The following is a 21,968-nucleotide window of genomic DNA, read 5'->3' on the forward strand; positions in this document are numbered from 1 at the left end:
ATCCCACGGGGCCTTTCCTGTCCCGCACCAAGCCTCAGTCGAGGTTCATGTAGATCGCTTTCGGGTAGAGGAAGCTTTCCACATGGTCCCGCGCGCCCTTCCAGCCATAGCCGCTCATCTTCGTGCCGCCGAAGCCGACGGCGGGGTCGATGACGCCATAGCAGTTGACCCAGACCGTCCCGGCCTGGATGCGCTGCGCGACCTTGTGGGCGGTGGACACGTTCTGCGTCCAGACCCCGCCGGCAAGGCCGTAGGGCGTATCGTTGGCCAGCCGCAGCGCATCTTCGGCATCGTCGAAGGGGATGACCGAGGCGACGGGGCCGAAGATTTCCTCGCGCGCGATGGTCATCGTGTTGTCGGCGCCGGCAAAGACGGTCGGTTCCACGAAGAACCCGCCCGCCAGATCGCCGCCGAGCCGCCGCCCGCCCGCGGCCAGCGTCGCCTCGCCCCCGCCGACGCCGATGTAATGCATCACCCGGTCGAGTTGCCGCTGAGAGATCAGCGGCCCGATCTGCGTCGCAGGGTCGAGCCCGTTACCGACGCGGATCGACCCGGCGAAGGTCTTGAGCCGTTCCACGAATTCGTCATGGATCGACCGCTGGACGAAGATCCGGCTGCCGGCGACGCAGATCTGCCCGCTGTTGGTATAGACCCCCATCGCCGCGCCCGGCACCGCCTTGTCCAGATCGGCATCGGCGAACACGATGTCGGGCGACTTGCCGCCCAGTTCCAGCTGCAGCCGCTTGAGGTTGCCGGCGGAGGCCCGCACGATCGCCTGCGCCGTGGGGACGGACCCGGTAAAGGCGATCCGGTCCACATCCATATGTTCGGCCAGCGCCTGCCCCGCGTCACGGCCGAGGCCCGTCACCACGTTGATGACACCCTCCGGCACCCCCGCCTCCAGCATCAGTTCCGACACGCGCAGCACCGACAGCGAGGCATCCTCGGCCGGTTTCAGCACCGCGGTGCAGCCGGTCGCCAGCGCGGGGCCATAGACCCACCACATGCCCATCAAGGGCCCGTTCCACGGGATGATCCCGCCGACGACCCCCACCGGCGCCATCTGCCGCAGCGTCAGGAAGTTCCCGGGCAGCGAATTGCGCGACGGCGCGATGCCACCCGACTCGCACTGGCCGGCGAAGAACAGCAGCAGTTGCGAGATCCAGTCGCGATAGGCCCGGGTGCGCAGCAGCGGCGCACCCATGTCCATCGTCTCGATCATCGCCAGTTCGTCGAAATTGTCCATCAGCGCGTCATGGACCCGGTGCATCAGCTTGCGCCGCTGATGCGGGGTGAAGCGGCTCCACTCGCCCTCGAACGCCTTGCGGGCGGCGGCGACGGCGCGGTCGATGTCTTCCTTGCCGCCCTTGGCGATGCGGCACAGATGTTCGCCCGTGGCCGGGTTGATCGCGTCCAGCACCTCGCCAGAGGCGGCATCCACCCAGTTGCCGCCGATCAGCATCTTCTTGGTGCCGCCGATGAATGCCGGAACCTCGACCGGCGTTGCCCCTTGAACCGTCATGCGCGCCCCTCCTCCTCGCGTGCTGCCGCGCGCATCAAAGCGGCTGGGAAGGGGTTTGAACAGGGGCGGCGGGGGCAGGAAATTCCTGCCGCAGCCATAGGGAAACCCTATCCAGACCGCCCGCCGCGGCCGCCCGATACGGCGCGAACGCACGATGATACCACCTTCGCGCCGCCCCCGCAGTCCGGGGCGGCCAGCGGGGGCGAACCACAGGTTCCGCCTATGACCAGTCAAAGAAAAACGGGATGGTCGCGCCCCCGAGCTGTGGGTAGCAACGGTGCAGGGACCAGCCGGCCCTGTCCCGCACGGGGGCATGCCTCGGATCGGTGTTCGTGCCATGATCGGCGCGTCACCGGGCGGGGCCCTGCCCCGTTCCGCTGCGGCCCGCAGCCCGGCATGAAGGGGAGGACCTGCCGTGACGACAATGGTTCAGAAATTCGCCCGTCTGGCGAAATCCACCACCCTGACGGATCTGCCGGCAGAGGCGGTGAACGAATCCTGCCGCATCCTGCTCGATTCCATCGGCGTCGCGGTGGCGGGGATCTACGAACTCAAGGGCAAGGCGGGCATCGAATACGGCCGCCTGACCGGCGGGCCGGTGGGCGCGGGCGATGCGACGATCATGGGCACCGGCGACCGGGTGTCGGTCTTCGGCGCGGCCTTCGCGAACGGCGAGTTGATCAACACCCTCGACATGGACGCGGTGATGCCGCCCGGCCATGTCACCCCCTATGTGCTGCCCGGCATCATGGCGGTCGGGGAATCGCTGGCGAAGGACGGCCGGTCGGTGATCGAGGCCATCGCCGTCGGGCACGAGATTTCCTGCCGCATCGGCATGGGGATGGACTATCTGCGCGACACCAAGGACGGCAAGGTCGACCCGCCGCCGGTCTTCGGCTATGCCGAGACGATCTTCGGCGCCGCCGCCGCCATCGGCATGCTGCGCGGCCATTCCGAGGAGGTGCTGGCCAACGGCCTCGGCGTCGCGGGCTCGATCTCGCCGGTCAATTCGCAGGTGGCGTGGTTCCAGCATGCGCCGTCCTCGACGATCAAGTACCTGCATGCGGGCGTGCTGACCCAATCGGCCTTCACCGCGGCCTATGCGGCGGAACTGGGCCATCGCGGCGACATCCAGATCCTCGACGACGCGGAATTCGGCTATCGCCGCTTCATCGGCACGCGGCGCTGGTTCGCCGACAGGATGGTGGAAAACCTCGGCGAGGAATGGCGCTTCGTCCAGCTGTCGACCTTCAAGCCCTACCCGCATTGCCGCATCCTGCACGCGCTGATCGACGAGATGACCGAGATGCTCGACACCAACCGGATCGGGGTCGAGGAGATCGAGGGCATCAAGGTCTTTGTCGAGGGGATGGTGGAACAGCCCGTCTGGCTGAACCGCGAAATCCTGACCCCGCACGACGCGCAGTTTTCCATCGCCCACGGCATCGCGGTGGGCGCCCATCGCGTGCCCCCGGGGCGCGCGTGGATGGACCCCGGCCTGATCTTCGGCGACTCGGTGATGAACCTGATGAAGAAGGTCACGCACGAGGTGCACCCCGATTACGTCAAGCTGCTGACCGGCAATGCCGCCAGCCGCCCGGCGAAACTGGAAATCAGGGCGCGCGGCCAGATCTTCACCGGCGAACGGCGCTATCCCAAGGGGTCCAAATCCCCCGACCCGGCCAGCTTCATGACCGACGGGGAACTGATCGCCAAATTCCTGAACAACGTCGACGGCATCCTGCCCCGGGCGAATGCGGAACGGATCGTCGATCTGGCGATGAACCTCGCCAAGGTCGAGGACATGGGCGAGATCATGCGCCTGACCGCACCCACCCCGGGCACGGCCGCCGCCGCCTGACCTGACCCAAGGCGCGGCCCCGCCGAAGGGGCCCGCGCAACCGGAGACCCTGCATGAACGCGAGCCAATCCTGGATCCCGCAACAGCGCCATTTCGAAAAGGCCCATGTCCTCAGGCTGGCCGAAAGGCTCGGCGTGGCGGATTATGACGCGCTTCTGGCGCTGTCGGTCGAAAAGCCCGATGTCTACTGGCGGGCGGCCATCGACTTTCTGGGCATCCGGTGGAACCGCGCGCCCGATGATTATGTCGATCTGTCGCGCGGCAGGGAATTTCCGCGCTGGTTTCCGGGCGGGCGGCTGAACTGGGTCGATACCGTTCTGGCCCATGCCGAAACCGCCCCGGACCGCATCGCCGTGATCGACGAGGCAGAGGACGGTTCCGTCCGCCGCCTGACCTTTGCCGAACTTGCCGTCATGATCCGCCGCTTTGCCGCCGGGCTGCGGGCCGAAGGCATCGGGCGGGGCGACCGGGTGGGCCTGCTGTGCGACAACGGGATAGAGGCCACCGTTTCCCTGCTGGCGCTGGCCCATATGGGCGCGATCGTGGTGCCGCTTTTTTCCGGTTTCGGGGCAGAGGCCGTGGTGTCGCGGCTGGAACCGAGCGCGGCCAGGGCGGTGATCGCCACCACCGGCTTTTTCCGGCGCGGGAAATATGTGGACATGCAGCCGGTGATCCAGACCGCGCGGGGGCAACTGCCCTCGGTGCAGAAGGTGATCTGGAAATGTGCCCCGGGCGTGGCCGCGCCCCAGGGGGATCTGGACTGGACGGCCGTCGCCGCCACGGCGGACGACAACCGCCCGGCCGAGGTGATGGACCCGATGGATCCGTTCATGGTCATCTACACCTCGGGCACCACCGGCAAGCCCAAGGGGCCGGTGCATACCCATGGCGGCTTTCCGCTGCGCATCGCGCATGATTCCGCGGTGCATTTCAACGTGGGGCCGGGCGACGTGTTCTGCTGGCCCGCCGACATGGGCTGGATCGCGGGTACGCTGGTGCTGGCCACGGCGCTGCTGCGCGGGGCGACGCTGGTGCTCTATTCCGGCGCGCCGGATTTCCCCGACTGGTCGCGCATGGGCAAGCTGATCGCGGATCACCGCATCACGCATTACGGATCGGCCCCCACGCTGATCCGGGGCTTGGCCGCGAACGAGGCGCTGGCGCTGCGACACGACCGGTCCGGCCTGCAACTGCTGATCACCGCGGGCGAGGTCATCGACGCCGAACATTTCCTGTGGTTCCAGAACGTGTTCGCCGCCAACGGCAGCCCGCTGATCAACTATACCGGCGGGACCGAGGTGTCGGGCGCGCTGCTGTCCAGCGTGCAGGTGAAACCCATCGCGCCGGGCGGGTTCAACACCGCATCCCCCGGCATCGACGTGACCGTGACCGACGCCACCGGCAGGCCCGTCATGGGCGAAGTCGGCGAACTGGTGATCCGCGGCCCCTTCGTCGGCATGACGGCCAGTTTCTGGCAGGACGACGCGCGCTATCTCGACAGCTACTGGACCACGATCCCCGGCCTTTGGGTGCATGGCGATCTGGCGGTGAAAACGCCGGACGGCGGCTTTGTGATGATGGGCCGGTCGGACGATACGCTCAAGGTCGCGGGCAAGCGGCTCGGCCCGGCAGAGGTCGAGGAGGTCGTGCTGGAAATGTCCGAGATTTCAGAGGCCGCGGCGGTCGGCATCAGCGATGCGGTCAAGGGGCAGAAGCTGATCGTGTTCGTGCTGCCCATGCCCGGTTTCGCGGGCGACCGCGACGATCTGGCGAAACGGGCGGCCGATGCGGTGGGCGACCGCCTCGGCAAGCCCTTCAAGCCCGCGAAGGTGCATGTGGTGACGCAACTGCCCAAGACCCGTTCGGGCAAGATCATGCGCCGGTTGATCCGGCAGGCCTATGGCGGGGAAAAACTGGGCGACCTGTCCTCGCTCGACAATCCCGCGGCGCTGGACGAAATCGCCGCGCTCGGCACGCATTAAGGAGAGACCGATGGACGGCTATACCCATTTCACCGCGTTCCGCGCCGACATGCCCCATGACGGCGTGCTGCGCCTGACGCTGAACCGGCCCGAGACGCTGAACACCCTCGACAAGCGCGGCCATCAGGAAATCGCGGATGTGTGGAAACAGATCCACAAGGACGCCCGGGTGCGTTCCGTCCTGCTGTGTTCCGAGGGCCGGGCGTTTTCCGCGGGGGGCGACTTTTCGCTGGTGCAGGAACTGACCGAGGATTTCCAGGCCCGCGTACGCATGTGGCACGAGGCGCGCGAACTGGTGCACAACATCCTCGACTGCGAAAAGCCCATCGTCTCGGCCATCCAGGGGCCGGCGGTGGGGGCCGGGCTGGTGGCGGCGCTGCTGGCGGATATTTCCATCGCGTCGAAAACGGCACGCATCGTCGATGGCCACACCCGGCTCGGCGTCGCGGCGGGCGATCATGCGGCGATCATCTGGCCGCTGCTCTGCGGGATCGCCAAGGCGAAATACTACCTGATGCTGTGCGAACCGATGAGCGGGGAAGAGGCCGAACGCATCGGCCTGATCTCGCTCGCCGTGGAACCCGAGGAGTTGCAGGACCGCGCGCTGTCCGTCGCCGTGCGGCTGGCCGAAGGCGCGCCGACCGCGATCCGCTGGACCAAGCATTCGCTCAACAACTGGCTGCGCAGCGCCGGGCCCGCCTTCGACGCCTCGCTGGCGCTGGAGCTTCTGGGTTTCGGCGGGCCCGAGGTGAAAGAGGGGCTGGCCTCGTACCTCGAAAAACGCGCGCCGGATTTCAAATCGTTCTGATCCGAGGATCCCATGTCGAACATTCCCCCGCTTGAAGAGGCCGTGGCCCGGCTGGTCGTGGATCTGAGCCATGACAAGCTGCCGCCCGAGGCGCTGAACGGCGCGCGCCGCCTGATGCAGGACCAGCTGGCCGTGCAGATCGGCTGCGAAAGCCTGCCGTGGAGCCAGACGATCCTCAACCTCACCCGCCGCGCGCATGTGCCGGGCAAGGCGCAGGTCACGATGTCGCCCGACCGGATGAGCGCGGCCGACGCCGCCTTCGTCAACGGCACCTTCGGCCACGGGTTCGAATACGACGACGCCCACCGCGCCAGTTCCAGCCACCCGGGCAGCTGCGTGGTGCCCGCCGCGCTGGCCGTGGGCGAGGAAATGGGCGCGACCATGCGCGAGGTGCTGGAAGGCATCGTCGCGGGATACGAGGTCTACACCCGCATCGGCATCCTCGCCGCGCCGGAACTGCTGGAACGCGGTTTCCATCCCCATGCGGTCCTGTCGAACTTCGGCGCCGCCGCCGTGGTCGCCAGAATGCGCCGCTTCAGCCTGGAACGCACGGTCCACGCGCTGGCCATCGCGATGAGCCATTGTTCGGGCACCACCGAATACACGTCCTCCGGCGGGTCGGTGAAGCGCGTGCATGCCGGGATCGGCACCCGCAACGGCATCCGCGCCGCCGAAATGGCAGAGGCCGGGATCACCGGGCCCTTCGCCTTCCTGTCGGGCGCCAAGGGCTTCTTCCGTACCTTCATCGGCCGCCCGCCGGCCGCCAACGGCGCCGATGCCTTCGGCGCGGGCGCGCAATACGAGGTCGGGCGGCTCTGGATCAAGCCCTATTGCTGCTGCGGCATCAACCACGCCTATGTCGACGGCGCGCGGCAACTGGGCAACCGCGCGGGGCAGATCGCGGGGGTGGAACTGGGTATCCAGACCGGCGGCGACATCATCGTCGGCAATGCCAACATCAACGCCTATGCGCCGCAGCGGATCGAACATCTGCAATACAGCCTGCCCTTCCAGTTCGCGCTGTCGCTTCTGGGCAAGGGCAACGGGTTCGAGACGCATCAGGACTTCATGGAAGGGCGGCTCGACCTGTCGGAAGACAGCCCCGTGGCGCAGCTTGCGCGCAAGGTGAAGATCGTCAGGCGGCCGGAACTCGACACCAGCCATGCCGGGAAATGGGTCGGTGCCGTCGCCGTGCGGTACGAGGACGGCAGCACCGAGGATCTGTTCATCGCCGACCCTCTGGGCACCGCGGAAAACCCGATGTCGCAGGCGGATCTGGACGCCAAGTTCCACGACCTGACGGTCAGGCGGATGGGGGCGGAACGGTCCGCCGCGCTGCTGGCGGCGATCACCGCCTGCCCGCCCGGGATGCGTGCGGCGGATATGGCGGCGCTGTTGCGGGCGTGACGCGGCGCCGGGGGCGGGCGGGGCAAAGCCATAGGCTTTTCCTCTGCCACCTCAATGACTTCCTGCACGGCGATTCGCTGGCAAGCCCCCCGGCGGCATGACAACAAGACAGTACGGCCCGCGGCGGTCTGCGCCGCGGAAGCCATGGACGAAGATGGCCGCGCCCCTGCGGCCGCGAACAGAGGACATGTCGACGCGCCAGACGGGCCGGCCCCGACAGGCGGCCCCGCACCACCCCCGGCCCCGCGCGGACAGGAGAGACCATGCCCATCGACATCGACAAGCTGATGGCCTTCCGCATCCCCGAGATGCGCCAGATGCTGCGCCCCGACGACCTCGCCTTCTATGCGCTGTCCATCGGCATGGGGCGCGACCCGCTGGACACCCGGCAACTGGCCTATGTCGATCCGTTGCAGGGGCCCGTGGTCATGCCGGCGATGGTGCTGGTGATGGCGCATCCCGGCTTCTGGCTGGGCGATCCGCAATCGGGGGTGGACCCGACGGCGGTGCTGCATGCCGCGCAGGGGTTCGAGATCCTGGGCCCCATCCCCGCGCAGGGCGCGGTGGGCAGCCGCACCCGGGTGGTCGAGGTGCTGGACAAGGGCCCGGGCAAGGCCGGGCTGATCCTGTCGCAGACGGAACTGTCCGACGATACCGGCCGCATCTTCGCGCGGCTGGACCGGACGACCTTCATCCGCGACGGCGGCGGTTTCGGCGGCAGCGCCGAATCCGGCGGCCCCGCCGCCACCGCCAGCCCCCCCGACGGCCCGCCCGACCTGACCGTCGATCTGGCCACCGGGGCGGAACAGGCGCTGCTCTACCGTCTCAACGGCGATCTCAACCCGCTGCACAGCGACCCGGCGCTGGCGCGCAAACTGGGGTTCGAGCGGCCGATCCTGCACGGGCTTTGCACGATGGGGGTGGTGGCGCATGCGCTGCTGCGGGGCCTGTGCGATTACCGCGCCGGCGACCTGCGCGGGATGCAGTTGCGGTTTTCCAGACCCGTCTACCCGGGCGAGACGATCCGCACCGAAATCTGGACCGACGGCAGCTTCCGGGCCCTTGTCCCCGAACGCGGCGCGGTCGTGATCGAGGGCGGCATGGCCACGGTCGGCCTGCCCTGCCAAGCGTGAACGGAGCCGAGATGATGGACGCCGAAACCCTTTCCTCGCTGGAGATGATCCGCGACAGCGCGCGCGGCATCGTCAGCCGCGGCGACCTGTCGCGCATCCGCAAGCTGCGCTACACCACCCCCGGCTTCGACCGCGCGGTCTGGGCGGACATGTGCACCATGGGCTGGCCCGCCCTGCGCCTGCCCGAGGATCGCGGCGGCGTGGGTCTGGGGATGCAGGCCTATTGCGTGCTGGCCGAGGAACTGGGCCATGGTCTGGTGCCCGAACCGCTGATCCCGGCGGTGCTGGCCGCGCAACTGCTGGACGACGCCGCGCTGGACGGCCACCTGACCGGCGCGCGGCTGGTGATCCCGGCCTGGGCCGATGCGCGCGACACGCTCGGCCCGCAGGGGCCGCTGGCGGTGGCGGGCGGCAGGGTGACGGGGCGAAAGCTCTATGTGCCGATGGCGGCGGGGGCGGATGCGTTCCTGGTCCTGGGCAGCACCGGCGCGATGCTGGTGGACGCGGACGCCCCGGGCGTGGGCATCGAGACGTTCGAGACGCAGGACGGCGGTCATTTCGCCACCCTGACCCTCGACGCCGCCCACGGCACCCCGATCGCCGCCGACCCCACCCCCGCGCTGGCAGAGGCGACGCTGGCGACCGCCGCCTATATGCTGGGAATGATGGACGCGGCGCTGGACATGACGGTCGTCTATCTCAAGACCCGGGTGCAGTTCGGCAAGGCCATCGGCAGCTTCCAGATCCTCCAGCACATGGCGGTGGACCTGAAGCTGGAGATCGAGCTGACCCGCGCCAGCGTCTGGAACACCGCGCGGCTGTGGGACGAACAGGGCGACACCCGCGCCACCCGGGCGGCGGTGTCGCGCAGCAAGGCGCGCGCCTCTGCCGCGGCGCTGAAGGTGGGGCGCGACTGCATCCAGCTGCACGGCGGCATCGGGTTCACCGACGAACACGACATCGGCCTTTACCTGCGCAAGGCCATCGTCACCGCCACCCAGTTCGGCAGCGCCGGCCGGCACCGCGCCAATTTCGCCCGCCTGATGCCGCTGAAAGAGGAAGCCTGAGATGGCCTATGAAGAATTCCGGCGGGATGACTACAACGCGCTGACGGACGACGATTTCCGCGCGCTGGTGCGCCGTTTCCTGCACGAGAACCACCCGCCCGAGATCCGCCACCCGGCCAAGCGCCTGCACTGGGACGACGCCGGGCCCTGGTACATGATCCTGTCGGCGGCGGGCTGGCTGGCCCCCGCCTGGCCGCGCCGATACGGCGGCATGGGCCTGAGCCCCGCCAAGCACCTGATCTATGTCGAGGAATTCGAGCAGTTCGGCGCCGCACGCACCCCCGACCACGGGATGATGCTTCTGGGCCCGTTGCTGATCAACTACGGCTCCGAGGAACAGAAGGCCCATTTCCTGCCCAAGATCCTGTCGGGCGAACATATCTGGTGTCAGGGCTATTCCGAACCCGGCGCCGGGTCCGACCTTGCCAACCTGCGGACCGAGGCGGTGCTGGACGGCGACGAATGGGTGGTGAACGGGCAAAAGATCTGGACGACGCTCGCGGGCGATGCCGACTGGATCTTCTGCCTCGTGCGCACCGACAGGTCGGGCAAGAAACAGGAAGGGATCAGCTTCCTTCTGATCCCGCTCGACACGCCCGGCATCACCATCCGCCCGATCATCAACCTCGAACTCGACGACGAGTTTTCCGAGGTGTTCTTCGACAACGTGCGCGTGCCCGGGGGCAATATCGTGGGCGAGGTCAACAAGGGCTGGACGATGGCCAAGAACCTTCTGGGGTTCGAACGCATCTTCCTCGGCGGCCCGCGGCAGGCGGCGAACGCGCTGGCCAAACTGCGCCGGTTGGGCGAGGTCTATGGCCTGCTGGACGATGCCGCCTTCGTGGACCGCTACACCGGCTTCCTGATGGAGCTGGAGGACCATAAGTGCCTGTTCGAGGGCATCGCCGACAAGCTGCGCCGGGGCGAACACCTGGGCCCCGAGGTGTCTTTCCTCAAGCTCAACCAGACCGGGCTTTACCAGCGGATCACCGAATACGGGCTCGACCTCATGGCAGAGGACGGCGGGCTTCTGCATCCGCTGAACGGCAACCGCGACCTGGCGATGACGACGCAGTTCCTCAACGCCCGCGCTACGACGATCTACGGCGGCACCACGCAGGTGCAGAAGAACATCCTGGCCAAGGCCGTTCTGGACCTGCCCTGACAACGCGAAGGAGCGAAGATGACGAACATTCTCGAAGGCAAGGTCGCTCTGGTCACGGGCGCGGGCGGCGGCATCGGCAAGGCGATCGTGACCGCGATGGCCCGGGCCGGCGCGGCGGTGGTGATCAACGACATCGGCGTCTCGCTGTCGGGCGAGGGCGGATCGGCCAGCCCCGCCGAGGAAACCAGGGCGGAAATCGAGGGCTTCGGCGGCCGCGCCGTGATCAGCACCGATTCCGTATCGGACTGGGACGCGGCGCAGCGCATGGTGGCGCTGGCCAGGGACACCTTCGGCCGGCTCGACATCGTGGTCAACAACGCCGGCATCCTGCGCGACGCGATGTTTCACAAGATGTCGCCGGAACAATGGCTGTCGGTGCTGAACGTGCACCTGAACGGCGCCTTCTTCGTCAGCCGGGCGGCGGCCGAGGTGTTCCGCGAACAGGAAACCGGCGCCTTCGTGCACATGACCTCGACCTCGGGGCTGATCGGCAATATCGGGCAGGCGAACTATTCGGCGGCCAAGATGGCGGTCATCGGGTTGTCGAAATCCATCGCGCTGGACATGAAACGCTACAACGTGCGGTCCAACTGCATCGCGCCCTTCGCCTGGGGCCGGATGACCGGCAACATCCCGGCGGAAACGCCCGACCAGATCGCACGGGTGGAAAACCTCAAGAAGATGACGCCGGAAAAGAACGCGCCGCTGGCGGTGTTCCTCGGGTCCGACGCAGCGAAGGATGTGACCGGACAGGTCTTTGCCGTGCGCCGGAACGAGATCTTCCTGATGGGGCAGAGCCGCCCGATCCGGTCCGTCCATACCGGCGGCGACTGGACGCCCGAAACCGTGCGCGACCACGCCATCCCCGCGCTGCGCCCGTCGTTCTACCCGCTGGACCGCAGCCAGGACGTGTTCAGCTGGGACCCCTGCTGAGCCCCTGCCCTTCCCTGTCGTCAAGGAGTTTCCCATGCGCCGCGCCGCCATCGTCAGCCCGCTTCGCACCGCCGTCGGCGCCTTCGGCGGCGCCCTGCGCCCCGTCCCGGTAGAGGTTCTGGGCGGCACCGTCACCAAGGCGGTGCTGGAAAAGACCGGCCTCGACCCTGCGCTGATCGAGGATGTGGTCTTTGCCCAGTCTTATGCCAATTCCGAAACCCCCTGCGTCGGCCGCTGGATCGCGCTGGACGCCGGACTGCCGGTCGAGGTGCCGGGCCTGCAGACCGACCGGCGCTGCGGCGGGGGGCTTCAGGCGCTGGTGACGGCGGCGATGATGGTGCAGACCGGCGCCTGCGACGTGGTGCTGGCGGGCGGCGTGGAATCGATGTCGAACATCGAATATTACACCACCGACATGCGGTGGGGCGCGCGCGCGGGCACCACCAAGTTCTACGACCGGCTGGACCGGGGCCGCGAACGGTCGCAGCCGGTGCATCGGTTCGGCTATATCTCGGGCATGATCGAGACGGCCGAAAACCTTGCAAAGGATTACGGCATCACCCGCGAAGAGGCCGACGCCTATGCCGCCGAAAGCCACCGCCGCGCCGCCGCCGCCTGGGATGACGGCCGTTTCGCCGCCGAGGTCGTGCCCGTCGCCGTGCCGCAGCGCAAGGGCGACCCGGTATCCTTCGCCCGCGACGAGGGCATCCGCCCCGACACCACCCCGGATTCGCTGGCGAAACTGCGCGTGATCCAGAAGGACGGCACCGTGACCGCCGGCAACGCCGCGCAGCAGAACGACGCCGCCGCCGCCTGCCTGATCGTGGCAGAGGACCGGCTGGCCGACCTGGGCCTGACGCCCATCGCCTTTCTGAACGGCTGGTCCGCCGTGGGGTGCGACCCCTCGCGCATGGGGATCGGGCCGGTGCCCGCCACCGCCAAGGTGCTGAAGAAAACCGGGCTGAAAATGGCCGACATGGGGCTGGTGGAAATCAACGAGGCGTTTGCGGCGCAGGTTCTGGCCTGCCTCAAGGGCATGGACTGGGACGACCGCGCGCGGCTGAACGTCAACGGCTCGGGTATTTCCCTGGGCCATCCCATCGGCGCCACGGGCGTGCGCATCATGACCACGCTGGTGCACGAGATGCAGCGCCGCGGCGTCCGCTATGGGCTGGAAACCATGTGCATCGGCGGCGGTCAGGGCATGGCGGCGGTGTTCGAACGCGCCTGAGCGACCCCGGGGGCGGGGTTCACCCCCCCTGCCCGTGGGCGGCACGGGCCAGCGCCTCGCGGTGGTCGGGATGGGCCACGGCGATCATGCGCGGGATGCGTTCGGCCAGCGTCAGCCCGCGCAGATCGGCCACGCCGTATTCGGTGACGATCACGCAGGCGTCGCTGCGCGGCACCGTCACCGGGCCGGTCAACCGCGGCACGATGCGGCTGGCCGCCCCGGCGGTGGCGGGCAGCGCGACGATGGGCACGCCGCCATCGCTGAACCCCGCCGCGCGCAGGAAATCGACGATGCCGCCGACGCCCCCCACATAGGTGCCGCCCGCGACTTCGGAATTGATCTGGCCGGTCAGGTCCACCTCGACCGCGGAATTGAGCGCGACGAAGTTGCTGATCTGCGCCAGAACGCGCGGGTCGTGGGTGTATTCCGTCCCCCGCATCTCGACCGCCGGGTTGCGGTGGACGAAGCGGCGCAGGACCGATCCGCCCAGCAACACGCCGCCGATGGTGACGCCGGGGTCGATGCTCTTGCGGGCATTGGTGATGACGCCGGCCGCCTGCAACCGGGCAACCCCGTCGCCGATGCTGCCCGAATGCACGCCAAGGTCGCGCCGGTCCGCCAGTTGCGCCAGCGCCGCATCGGGCACCGCGCCGACCCCGGTCTGGATCGTCGCGCCATCCTCGACCAGGGCGGCGACATGGCGGCCGATCGCCTCTTCCACCGGGCCGATGCGGACGGGGGCGTCGGCGGGGGTGGCGGCGTCCGAATCCACCAGCAGCGCGAAATCCTCGCGCCGCAGGTAGGGGCCGCCGTGGGTCCAGGGCACGTCGGGATGCACCTCGCCGATGACCACCCGGGCGCGCGACAGCGGTTCCACCAGATATTCCCGCGCCATGCCCAGGCTGTAGCGCCCCTGATCGTCGGGGGGCGACACCTGCAACAGCAGCACATCCACCCGCAGCGCCCCCGCCCGCACCAGCCGCGGCAGTTGCGCGTAATGCACCGGCAGGATGTCCAGCACCCCGGCCCTGGCCAGCGCCCGGCTGGTGCCGCCGCCGCAGTAGGAAAAGAAGTCGATGGCATCGGCATGTTCGGGCCGCATCAGGCCCGACAGACCGATGCCGGTGAAGGCGCGCACCCGGGCGAAGGCATGGCGCTGTTCGGCCAGCAGGCGCAGCAGCATCTGCGGTTCCGCCTGCGACTGGCCCCACATCAGCGTGTCGCCCGGCCGGATCAGCCGCGAAAGATCAACCTGCTGCGCCATGCCCGGCCCTCCCTGTCCCGTCCCGCCGCTTTACCGCAGCGGCGGGGCAAGGGAAATCCCGCCGCGCCAAGGGAAGGCGGGGCGTCCTATAGGAAAGCCCTATGTTATGGGGTGGATCGGCTTCACTCCGCCGCCGATCCTCATCGCTCCGGCTGGCGAAGGACAGGACGGACAGCCGATCCGCCCTACCCCTCCACCGAGGAATGCGAATTGCGGTGCAGCGTCAGCCCGCCATCCACCGGCAGCACCACGCCGCTGACGAATTCCGACATGTCCGAGGCCAGGAACAGCGCCGCATCGGCGATATAGCGCGGGTTCCCGGCTATGGGCAGCGGCTGCATCCGGGCGAAGTTGTCCGCCGCCATCATCCCCTGCCCCAGATCGTGCTTTTCCCACAGCGCGGTCTTGAACGCGCCCGGCACGATGGTGTTCACCCGGATGTTGTGCCGGCCCAGCTTCAGCGCCGCATAGCGCCCCATCATGCAGACCGACGACTTGGCGATGGTATAGGCATAGGGCCCCGACCCGCCGAGCGCCACCCCCGCGGCCGAGGAGGTGAGGATGATCGACCCCTTGCCCCGCGCCTTCATCGGCGCCACCGCGACCTTGATCGCGATCATCGTCGCGGTCTGCAACATCTCCATCGCGGCGTTCCAGTCCTCGACGGAAATCTCGTCCACGCCCCCGGCGCTGCCGACGGTGCCCGCGTTGTGATACATCACGTCGAGCCCGCCGAACTGCGTCACCGCCACGTCCACCGCCGCGCGCATGTCCGCCTCGCGCCGCACATCGGCGCGCACGAAGCGGACGGCACCGCCCAGTTCGGCCTCGACCGCGCGGCCGGCATCCTCGTGGATGTCCACCACCACGACCCTCGCCCCGTTGGCGACGAATTTCCGTGCCGATTCCAGGCCGAAGCCCGCCGCGCCGCCGGTGATGACGGCGACCTTTCCCTGCATCAGGTCAGACATGTTTCCCTCAGGCATCCAGATTGATGTTGATGGTCTTGAGCTCGGTGAAGGCCTCGATCGTGGGCCAGCCGCCTTCGCGCCCGATGCCCGACCGCTTGATGCCGCCCATCGGCGCATTCGGCACGCTGGCATAGTTGTTGATGCCGATGGACCCCGACCGCACCGCCCGCGCCACGCGGAAGGCGCGGCTGATGTCGGTGGTGTAGATCGCGCCGGCCAGCCCGTAGTCGCTGTCGTTGGCGATGGCGATCGCCTCTTCCTCGGTCTCGAAGGGGATCACGCTCAGGACCGGGCCGAAGAATTCCTGCCGGGCGATGGTCATGTCGTTGCGCACATCGGTGAACAGCGCCGGGTTGATCCAGTTGCCGCTCGCCAGATCGCCGCCCGGCTGATCGCCGCCGAACCGCAGGGTCGCGCCCTCGCCCACGCCCTTGGCGATCAGGCCCAGAACCTTGTCCACCTGCCGCCTGGAAATCATCGGCGCGGCATTGGTCGCCGGGTCGAACGGGTTGCCGAAGCGCACGGCCTTGACCTGCGCGCTGGCATGTTCGACGAATTCGTCGAGGATCGAACGGTGCACGATGGCGCGGCTCGGCGTCGAACAGACCTGCCCCGACAGGAAGGTGGAACAGAGCCCCATCAGCGTCGCCGCCGTGGTCGCCACGTTGCGCGTGTCGGGGAACACGATCCCCGCGCTCTTGCCGCCCAGTTCCAGCGACAGCCGCTTCATCGTGCTGGCACCCGCGGCATAGACCCGCTCGCCCACATCGGAACTGCCGGTGATGCTGACCTTGTCGATGCCCGGATGCGCCGACAGCGGCCCGCCGGTTTCGCCCGCACCTGTGACCATGTTGAACACGCCCGGGGGCAGGTCGGCCTCGGCAAAGATCTCGGCCATGCGCTGCGCGCAGAGGTTGGTGTATTCCGAAGGCTTCACCACCACCGTGCAGCCGCAGGACAGCGCCGCGCCCACCTTGGTGCCGAAGGTGAACAGCGGCCCGTTGTAGGGCAGGATCGCGCCCACCACGCCCACGGGTTCGCGGAAGGTCATGTACTGCATGTTCGAGGCGGCAGAGAACACCGGATAGGTCTCGCCGTTGATCTTGTCGATCCAGCCCGCGTAATGGTCGAAGATGTCGGCCGCCGCCTTGGCGCCCACGCGGGTGCCGCGCGACATGTGGTAGGGCATGCCGTTGTCGAGGCATTGCAGGCGGTGCATTTCCTCCTCGGCGGCATAGATCCCGTCGATGACGCGCTGCATCACCCGCTTGCGGTCCTGCGCGCGCATCCGCGGCCAGGGGCCCTCGTCGAAGGCGCGCCGCGCGGCGGCCACCGCCATGTCCACGCCGCGCTGCCCGGCGACGGGAAAGCTGCCCATCACCTCGTTGGTGGCGGGGCTCAGCTGCTCGAACCGCTCGCCGTCCCAGTCGATCCACCGGCCGTCGATGTAAAGCCGCCCCGGGCGCGGGTTGAGCGCGGCAAGCTCGGGCAAAAGGCTGAAGGACATGTTCATCTCCATATATGACCGGCCCGCCGGGGACGGCAGGCGCACAGGTTTGGCGCCAGTCTGCGCCCGCGGGGGCGGCGGTGGTATATAGGAAATTCCTGCACCCCGCCCCGCCCGCCCCTATGGCGGCGGCGCAGGCCCCCCCTCGGGCGCCGGGATGGCACGGATCGTCCCCGCAAGCCGCACCGCTCTTTCCCAGGAAAGACACCCGTCTTTCACCGTGAAAGAAATATCCCGGGCGCGCAGGGTGGTGCGCCACTGGTTCGAGAACCAGCCGGCGCGGGGCTGGCCCCCGGCGCGGCCCTATCCACCCGCACCACGGGCGGCCTCAGTGCACCGCCGCGAACATGATTTCCTTCTCGCTCGCCCCCGCGTCGAATTCCGCCGCCACGCGCCCGGCCTGCGTCACCAGGATCCGGTCGGACAGGTTGATGATTTCCGGCAGGTAGGACGAAATCACCACCACCGCCATGCCGTCGTCGGCCAGCCGGTTGATCAACTGGTGGATTTCCGCAATCGCGCCCACGTCCACGCCGCGCGTGGGTTCGTCGAAGATGATCAGCTTGGGCCGCTGCAACAGCGCCTTGGCGATCACCACCTTCTGCTGGTTGCCGCCCGACAGTTCGATCACCTTCACCTCGTCGTTCAGCGCCCGGATCGACAGTTGTTTCTGCCAGACCTCGTACAATTGCCGCGCCTCGCCCATGCGCAGGATCGGCACCGCATGCCGCGCGGCCGCCAGATGCGCGATCAGCAGGTTTTCCCCGATCGACATCGTGTCGAAGAAACCTTCCAGCTTGCGGTCCTCGGTCACGTAGATGATGCCGTCGCGCACCGCCTGCCGGGGCACGCGGTAGCGGATCGGGCGGCCCTCCAGCAGGATCTCGCCGCCATAGAAGAAGTCGCGCTTCAGGATCCCGGCGATGACCTTGGCGGTTTCCGTCCGGCCCGATCCGATCAGGCCGAAGATGCCGGTGATCTGCCCGCGCGCGACGGTGAACGATGTGTTGCGCACCGCCTTGCCCATCGACAGGTTTTCCACGCTCAGCACCACCGGCCCGCGCTTGCGCGCCTGCGCCCTGCCATGCGCGCCATGGATTTCTTCCGACAACTGCCGGCCCACCATCGCCGCCACGATCCGGTCGCGGTCGAAACTGGCCGCGTCATCCGTCACCACCAGTTCGCCGTCGCGCAGGATGGTGATCCGGTCGGCCACGTCCAGCGCCTCTTCCAGCGCGTGGCTGATGAAGATGATCGACACGCCCGCGCCGCGCAACCGGCGGACGAGGGCGAAGAAATGCTGCTTTTCCTCGGGCGTCAGGGTGGCGGTCGGTTCGTCGAAGATGATGACGCGGGCGTTCTGGCGCACGGCGCGGGCGATCTCGATCATCTGTTTCTTCGCCGCGCCGAGCGTCGCCACCTGCGCCCAGGGATCCACGTCGAAGTTGAGCGAACTGAAGAACACCTGCGCCTCGACGTAAAGCGGGCGGAGGCGGTTGAAACCCTTTTCGTCGCCCAGAAACAGGTTCTGCGCCACGGTCATCGAGGGCACGAGGCTGGTTTCCTGAAACACCATCGCCACGCCCAGATCGCGCGCGGCGACGGGCGAGGGGATCTCGACCAGCCGGCCGTCGATCTCTATCTCGCCGCTGGTGGGCTGCATGGCGCCCGCCAGCAGCTTGGTCAGCGTCGACTTGCCGGCGCCGTTTTCACCCAGAAGCGCATGGACCTCGCCCTTGCGCAGGGTGAAATCGACCGATTTCAGCGCCGGTACGCCGTGGAATTCCTTGGTCACGCCGCGCATGATCAGGAATTCCGACCCCGGGGCGGGGGTGGTGGCGGCGGCGGGCGTGGCGGGGGTTGGGGCCTGAATGTTCATCGCTGATCCACGGGAAGGCTGACGACAAAGCCGCAATGGCTGGTGGCAAGCAACCGGCCGTCATGTTCGGCGGCGCTGGTGAAGCCGTGGCGCTTGCCGTTGGCGCGGCTGTGGTGGCTGAAGTCGGGCACGAAATCCGCCCCGATCCGCGCCACCAGCCCCCAGGACAGCGAGCTTCCCCAGGGCTTGGGCTCGGACCCGCTGACGCGCTGCACGCCCTTCAGCATCGGGTCCAGCGGCTGGTCGGACGGGCGCAGCATCGGCGCGATCCAGTATTCGGGATCAAGTTCCGCGACCATCCGGCCGCGGAAGGCGCGGTCGCGCAGCACCAGTTCGATCAACTGGTTGCGGGGCGCAAGGAAGGCCACCCAGCAGCCGCCCCCCGTCGCGGGCGCGATGCGCCAGGGATAGGCCGGCAGGCCCGACAGCACCGGCGCGGGCGCCCCCTGCCCCACCGTCACCAGACGGCTGGCCCAGGTTTCCGACACCACGAACCGCCCCGGCCCGGCGGGCGCGATGCCGCCGGCGTAACGCAGCCCCTCGGCCAGCCGTTGCGGCGCGGCCCCCGACAGGGGCGCAAGCCAGACCGAGCCGCTTTGGCCCGGATGCATCAGGTCGTGCCGCCAGTCCGCCGCGCGGAACCGCGCCGACCCCACGGCCAGCGCCAGCGCGCCGTCATCGGCAAAGGCCATGGCGGTGATGTCGGCCATGCCCGCGCCATAGATACGCCCCGCGCCGCGGCCCTGCGGGTCCACCGCCAGCACCGCGCCCGCACCCGACCGCGCCACCGCCAGCGTGCCGTCGGGCAGGCCCGCCATGGCGGTCACGGGGGCGTCGCCATCCGCCGCCACCTCTGCCGTGCCCGGCCCGGTCAGCGCCAGCACCCGCGCACCCGAGGACAGGTAGACCCGCCCGCCCGCCACGGTCACGTTGTCGGGCCGGTCGCAGGCCAGCGCCACGGGCGCCTCTTCGAGGTTCTGGTTCGGACGGAACGCCCCGTCCATCGAGGGCACGGACAGCGCCGCCGCCCCCGCCCCGCGGAAATCGTCCCAGAGGGACCGGATCGCCTGGATCATTTCTGCCCCCAATAGTCGTTCCAGCCGCTCCAGCCCGGATCGGCGCCCGGCAGGTCGAACACGCCCACGCGATCGTTGTGGAACCCGCCCAGATACATCTTGCCCTTGTGTTCGCGCACCGAGGTGATCTGCGGATGATCGCCCCCCTGCCGGTCCCACAGCACGTCGATGATCCGGCCATCGGCGTCGAACTTCACCAGACAGCCCATCAGCGCGTTGGGGTAAAGCCAGCTGTCGGGTGCGACGCGATCCACCATCTTCTTGCGGAAGGCGGGCATCGCCAGCGCCAGGTCGAAGGCCGGGGACCGCATGCCGACAAGCGCGGCCCAGTAATAGCCATCGGAACTGCGGTTGATGTTGTCAGGATAGCCGGGCAGATCCTCGATCAGCATTTCCAGCTGGCCCTTCTTGGGCCCCGCGATCCAGTACTTGCGGATCCGCGCCGACCAGGTTTCGGCCACCAGGATCGCCTGCCCGTCGCGGGTGACGCAGATGCCGTTCGGGAAGGTCAGGCCCTTGATCGCGGTATGCGACCTGCCGGTCGCCGGATCATAGCAGATCACCCGCCCGTCGCCGCGGTTTTCCAGCGCCACGGTCAGCCATTCGCTGACCTCGTAGCGCGTCGTCGGGTCCGAGAAATAGATCTTGCCGTCCGGCGCGATGTCGCAGTCGTCGGCCAGCCGCACGCGGCTGTCGTCGATCACCGACAGGCCCCGGTTGGTCTGGGTGGACAGCGGGATCACCTGCCGGTCCATCGTCAGCCGGTAAAGCCCCATCCCCGCGATGCAGACGACCAGCGATCCGTCGCGGTCCAGCGCAAAGCCCAGGGGGCGGCCCCCGGTATGGGCAAAGACCTCGTGGCGCGTGTAGTCGGGCGCGAAGAAGCGGTAGACGTCGCCCGTGCGCGTGCCGCAATAGAGGTTGTCGTCCTCGTCGAGGATCATGTCCTCGGGCCCGTCCACGATGCCGAGGCCGATGGGCCGGGTTTCCGCGATGCGGTCGTTGCGCGCATAGGGCGAGGCCGAGCCCCGTTCGATCGACACGCGGGGCGGCATTTCCACCAGCGCGGGCGAGACATAGGCGCGGTTCAGCAGCTTGTGGCGGTTCTTGTTCCAGCGGATGTCGAACACCACCGCCGCCAGCAGGATCAGCCCCAGCATGATCGAGCTTGCACCCGATTCCAGCCCCATCCGCAGCATGCCGTTGTAGATGCACATCACGATCAGGATGCCCAGAACCGCCTTGGTCACGGTGCCGCGCCCGCCGCCCAGGCTGATCCCGCCCAGAACCACGCCGGTGATCACGATCAGTTCCATCCCCAGGCCCGTGGTCGCCCCCGCAGAGGTCAGCCGCGCGGCGTAGAAATAGGCCGCCGCCCCCGCCAGCGCGCCCGAGATGGCATAGGTCAGGAACACCGTCCGCCGCAGGTTGATGCCGGCGGAAAACGCCGACCGGCGCGAGCCGCCGACCGCGATGATATGCCAGCCGAGCCGCATCCGGGTGAGCAGGATGTAGAACAGCACGCTCGTCCCGATGGCGAAGATGAAGCTGGCGGGCAGGCCGAACAGGTCGCCGTCGCCCATGAAGGTCAGGATGTCCTCGCCATGCACGGCATAGTCGCCCAGAAGCCGCGCGCCGTAGTTGGTCGAGATCAGGTTGGCGATGGACCGGAAGATGATCAGCGTCACCAGCGTGGTCAGAAACGCCCGCAGCCGCAGATAGCCGATCAGCACCCCGTTGACCGCCCCGAGCGCCGCGCCGGCCACGATGGTCAGCACCATCGCCAGCAGCACCGGCACCTTCAGCGTGAACATCAGCCACAGTGCGAAGAAGTTGCACAGCGCGAACATCGACCCCACGCTGAGGTCGATCCCGCCGCCGATGATGACCACCGCCTGGCCGATGCCCAGAAGGATGTATTCCCCCGTCACCCGCGCCAGCGGCGACAGGCTGGCCGGGGAAAAGAACCCCGGCAGGATCACGGCAAAGACCGCCAGCACCACGGCCAGCAGCACCGCCGGGATCGCGGTGTCGATCCAGGATTTCGCAAGAACCTCGCCCAGCATATGCGTGGGCAGGTATTTATAGCGAAGCGCGGTCCAGAAACCGGCGCGCTGCGCGGGCGGGGGGGTGTCGGTCGCAGCCATCAATCCGTTCCGTCA

Annotated in this window: 16 protein-coding genes; 9 read left to right on the top strand and 7 right to left on the bottom strand. The window is 68.3% G+C overall.

The window, feature by feature from the left end; all coding sequences use genetic code 11:
* Positions 1-34: 34 nt before the first annotated feature.
* Positions 35-1,522 (bottom strand): aldehyde dehydrogenase family protein, encoded by a 1,488-nt coding sequence (locus tag RGD00_RS11790; RefSeq protein ID WP_310457528.1) that lies wholly within the window; start codon positions 1,520-1,522, stop codon positions 35-37.
* A 424-nt stretch (positions 1,523-1,946) separates the two neighbouring features.
* On the opposite strand from RGD00_RS11790, the gene RGD00_RS11795 reads away from it, so the two are divergent.
* The 9 genes from RGD00_RS11795 to RGD00_RS11835 all read left to right on the top strand — a co-directional run bounded on the left by RGD00_RS11795 (position 1,947) and on the right by RGD00_RS11835 (position 13,109).
* Positions 1,947-3,383, top strand: coding sequence for an MmgE/PrpD family protein (locus tag RGD00_RS11795; RefSeq protein WP_310457582.1), 1,437 nt, complete (start codon positions 1,947-1,949; stop codon positions 3,381-3,383).
* Between the two features lie 53 nt (positions 3,384-3,436).
* Positions 3,437-5,365, top strand: coding sequence for an AMP-binding protein (locus RGD00_RS11800; RefSeq protein WP_310457529.1), 1,929 nt, complete (start codon positions 3,437-3,439; stop codon positions 5,363-5,365).
* A gap of 10 nt (positions 5,366-5,375) precedes the next feature.
* A complete protein-coding gene (locus RGD00_RS11805) occupies positions 5,376-6,173 on the top strand; it encodes an enoyl-CoA hydratase/isomerase family protein (protein ID WP_310457530.1) in 798 nt (265 codons plus the stop codon).
* A gap of 12 nt (positions 6,174-6,185) precedes the next feature.
* Positions 6,186-7,580 (top strand): MmgE/PrpD family protein, encoded by a 1,395-nt coding sequence (locus tag RGD00_RS11810; RefSeq protein ID WP_310457531.1) that lies wholly within the window; start codon positions 6,186-6,188, stop codon positions 7,578-7,580.
* Positions 7,581-7,843: 263 nt separating this feature from the next.
* On the top strand, positions 7,844-8,713 hold the full coding sequence (locus RGD00_RS11815) for a MaoC/PaaZ C-terminal domain-containing protein (RefSeq protein WP_310457532.1): 870 nt from the start codon (positions 7,844-7,846) through the stop codon (positions 8,711-8,713).
* Positions 8,714-8,727: 14 nt separating this feature from the next.
* Positions 8,728-9,780, top strand: a complete 1,053-nt coding sequence (locus RGD00_RS11820; RefSeq protein ID WP_310457533.1) for an acyl-CoA dehydrogenase family protein — start codon at positions 8,728-8,730, stop codon at positions 9,778-9,780.
* Between the two features lies 1 nt (position 9,781).
* Entirely contained in the window at positions 9,782-10,945 is a 1,164-nt protein-coding gene (locus RGD00_RS11825; protein WP_310457534.1) for an acyl-CoA dehydrogenase family protein, read from the top strand.
* 18 nt (positions 10,946-10,963) lie between these two features.
* Entirely contained in the window at positions 10,964-11,878 is a 915-nt protein-coding gene (locus RGD00_RS11830; protein WP_310457535.1) for an SDR family NAD(P)-dependent oxidoreductase, read from the top strand.
* 34 nt (positions 11,879-11,912) lie between these two features.
* Positions 11,913-13,109, top strand: a complete 1,197-nt coding sequence (locus RGD00_RS11835; protein WP_310457536.1) for an acetyl-CoA C-acetyltransferase — start codon at positions 11,913-11,915, stop codon at positions 13,107-13,109.
* Between the two features lie 19 nt (positions 13,110-13,128).
* Here RGD00_RS11835 and RGD00_RS11840 read toward each other — a convergent pair whose 3' ends face one another.
* The 6 genes from RGD00_RS11840 to RGD00_RS11865 all read right to left on the bottom strand — a co-directional run bounded on the left by RGD00_RS11840 (position 13,129) and on the right by RGD00_RS11865 (position 21,953).
* Complete coding sequence (locus RGD00_RS11840; RefSeq protein ID WP_310457537.1) at positions 13,129-14,373, bottom strand: acetyl-CoA hydrolase/transferase family protein; 1,245 nt, start codon at positions 14,371-14,373, stop codon at positions 13,129-13,131.
* A 185-nt stretch (positions 14,374-14,558) separates the two neighbouring features.
* Positions 14,559-15,344 (bottom strand): SDR family NAD(P)-dependent oxidoreductase, encoded by a 786-nt coding sequence (locus RGD00_RS11845; RefSeq protein ID WP_310457538.1) that lies wholly within the window; start codon positions 15,342-15,344, stop codon positions 14,559-14,561.
* A 7-nt stretch (positions 15,345-15,351) separates the two neighbouring features.
* Entirely contained in the window at positions 15,352-16,851 is a 1,500-nt protein-coding gene (locus RGD00_RS11850) for an aldehyde dehydrogenase family protein (RefSeq protein ID WP_310457539.1), read from the bottom strand.
* Between the two features lie 328 nt (positions 16,852-17,179).
* Entirely contained in the window at positions 17,180-18,730 is a 1,551-nt protein-coding gene (locus tag RGD00_RS11855; RefSeq protein WP_310457540.1) for a sugar ABC transporter ATP-binding protein, read from the bottom strand.
* Positions 18,727-19,806, bottom strand: a complete 1,080-nt coding sequence (locus RGD00_RS11860) for an NHL repeat-containing protein (RefSeq protein WP_310457541.1) — start codon at positions 19,804-19,806, stop codon at positions 18,727-18,729. The genes RGD00_RS11855 and RGD00_RS11860 overlap by 4 nt, the downstream gene beginning before the upstream one ends.
* Positions 19,803-21,953 carry an ABC transporter permease gene (locus tag RGD00_RS11865; RefSeq protein ID WP_310457542.1) on the bottom strand — a complete coding sequence of 717 codons (2,151 nt, stop codon included), beginning with the start codon at positions 21,951-21,953 and terminating at the stop codon, positions 19,803-19,805. The genes RGD00_RS11860 and RGD00_RS11865 overlap by 4 nt, the downstream gene beginning before the upstream one ends.
* Positions 21,954-21,968 lie beyond the last annotated feature (15 nt).

This window comes from Ruixingdingia sedimenti (assembly GCF_031432425.1).
Lineage (GTDB): Bacteria > Pseudomonadota > Alphaproteobacteria > Rhodobacterales > Rhodobacteraceae > Ruixingdingia > Ruixingdingia sedimenti.